The sequence below is a fragment of the methanotrophic endosymbiont of Bathymodiolus puteoserpentis (Logatchev) genome (assembly GCF_900128525.1).
In the GTDB taxonomy this organism is placed as follows: domain Bacteria; phylum Pseudomonadota; class Gammaproteobacteria; order Methylococcales; family Methylomonadaceae; genus Methyloprofundus.
This window is the reverse complement of the sequence record NZ_FQTQ01000127.1, coordinates 1-2305: the sequence shown is the minus strand read 5'-3', so window position 1 is coordinate 2305 and position 2305 is coordinate 1. Positions and strand designations below refer to the sequence as shown.

General features: G+C 40.8%; 2 protein-coding genes. One reads left to right on the top strand and one right to left on the bottom strand.

Translation table 11 applies throughout. The features are described 5' to 3' along the window. Nucleotides 1-148: 148 nt before the first annotated feature. Nucleotides 149-1348 carry an ABC transporter permease gene (locus BQ7314_RS10520; RefSeq protein WP_174483654.1) on the top strand — a complete coding sequence of 400 codons (1200 nt, stop codon included), beginning with the start codon at nt 149-151 and terminating at the stop codon, nt 1346-1348. A gap of 580 nt (nt 1349-1928) precedes the next feature. Here BQ7314_RS10520 and BQ7314_RS10515 read toward each other — a convergent pair. Continuing rightward, a partial coding sequence (locus tag BQ7314_RS10515) for a cupin domain-containing protein (RefSeq protein WP_342590405.1) occupies nt 1929-2305 on the bottom strand: 377 nt, incomplete at its 5' end.

The window sequence follows — 2305 nt, the reverse complement described above, 5'->3', positions numbered from 1 at the left end:
TTTATCCTGATTTTCCACTTTATTTACCACCTTGGGCTGTTGCCGCCGCTCTAGCTGTCGCCTTATTGACGGCATTAATATTTGGTGTGCTGCCCGCAAGACAAGCCGCTAAAATGGATCCCGTTTCTGCGTTAAGGAAACGATAATTATGCATTACTTTGATTTAATCAAGCTGTCATATCGCACCGTCATTAGTCATAAATTACGCTCCAGTTTAACGGCTTTAGGCCTAGTTATCGGTATTGCTGCGGTGATTATTTTAACTTCTATCGGGCGAGGCATTCATCATTATGTATTGGCTGAGTTTACCCAGTTTGGTACTCATTTAGTCGCAGTATTTCCGGGTAAAACCACCACTTTAGGCCTGTCTGGCGCGACGATTAGTACGGTACGACCGTTAACGGTGGCCGATGCCGTGAGCATAGCTAAATTAGATAATATTATAGCGGTATTGCCGTTGGTACAGGGTAACGCACGTATAGAAGCAGGTAAAAAACAGCGTCGTAGTACGGTTTTAGGTGTCGGCTCGGCAGTGCCTGAAGTGTGGAAAATCAACATCGCCAATGGGCGTTTTTTACCTGCTGGAGAGCAAGTAAATCCGCGTGCTTTTGCTGTACTTGGGCATAAATTGGCACAAGAATTATTTGCGCACACCAGCCCGCTCGGACAACGTATTCGTATCGGCAGTGATCGTTTTCGTGTTTTGGGCGTAATGGAGAAAAAAGGCCAGATGCTGGGCTTTGATATGGATGATACGATTTATATCCCAACAGTAAAAGCGTTAGAGTTATTCGATCGACAAGGCGTGATGGAGATTGATGTCCTGTATAACAGTAATACTTCGGTAAACAGTATAGAGCGCAGTATTAAACGCTTATTAATCGCGCGACATGGTGGTGAAGATTTTAGTTTGATTACCCAGGATCAAATGCTTAAAAGTATGGACTCCATTTTAAATATACTGACTTTAGCAGTTGGTGCATTAGGTGGAATTTCTTTGATGGTTGGCTCAGTAGGGATTTTAACGATTATGACCATTGCCGTCTCAGAGCGTATTTCTGAAATTGGTTTATTGCGCGCATTAGGGGCAGATCAAGGGACAGTTTTTAAGCTTTTCTTGGCTGAGGCTTTGGTGCTAAGTTTTGCCGGAGGTTGTATGGGTGTTTTATTTGGAATATTGATTGTGCAGATTATTGGCTATGTCTTACCTGCATTGCCTGTGCAGTTAGCATGGGTTTATATTCTGGCAGCGTTTGTAGTATCCGTATTAATTGGCCTTATTGCAGGGGTGATACCAGCGATGAAAGCTGCTCGGTTGAGCCCTTTAGAAGCTTTGCGGGCTGAGTAGTTAGGAACAAGATTTCAATAAAACCCGAAACTTTGTGTAGCTCGTATGAAGCTTGTGGAATACGGGAAGTTGAATGCACAAAGCTTCCTGTATTCCGTAAATTCCATACAGGCTACATTAGAACGTAAACTTTCGGATATTGTTTAATTTTGATTTCCTTAACGCTATTTTTTGTAACCATGATCAAGTAAGATTTTTCGCCATAGTTCAGCGCTCATGTGCATGCTTTTGCCATAAGATTAGGCGTTATGATCATGATTGTAGTCGAGAGGCATGGGTATATCAATTTCCGCTATATGTGTGGCTTACAAACGTGCATGAAACAAACTCCCTATTTCTAACTTATCTTTTTACTCCATCTGAAGCAAAAATCCTGCATTATCATTTCAGGATGTTATTTCATGCACGATCCTTAAGTTTTTATTATTCGGGCAGCCAGCTTGGTTACATTATTTCAAGTTGGCTGTCCCTTGATTTTTGGCGAAGGTACTGAATAAAGAAGGTGATATTTACTCGCCTTTAGAATACGCGTTAGCCAAAAGATCAGAAGCAGTTATTGTGGAAATAATGGAAGTGAACTTTATTTCACAATTGATTTAATGGAGTTTAACAATATAGTCAAATTGTTGAAGAAACATTTAACAAATTTTCCGCCGTTGTGTTTGTACTGTTTTTTAAGTGCTTTTTTCACTTCCCAAGACCCTTTATAGCCTAATGGAAATACTACTAAGTCACCCGCTTTGAAAGTAGTTGAAGGGCTGCCATCTTCAGGTGTCATTTCACATTCACCCTCTACAATAAATGCTGTTTCTGTGGTAACGAACTCCCATGGGAATACAGAGACTTCTTTTTCCCATGTTGGCCAGTTAGCAACACCCATTTTTTTTAAAAGTGCTTCGCTTGGATTGCTATCAACTGTAATTTCTTTCATGTTATTCCTATTATTAGATTTATGCC

Bases quoted from the DNA above. Each gene is read 5' to 3' on its own strand.
- BQ7314_RS10520 (WP_174483654.1), top strand. From the start codon at position 149: ATGCATTACTTTGATTTAATCAAGCTGTCATATCGCACCGTCATTAGT.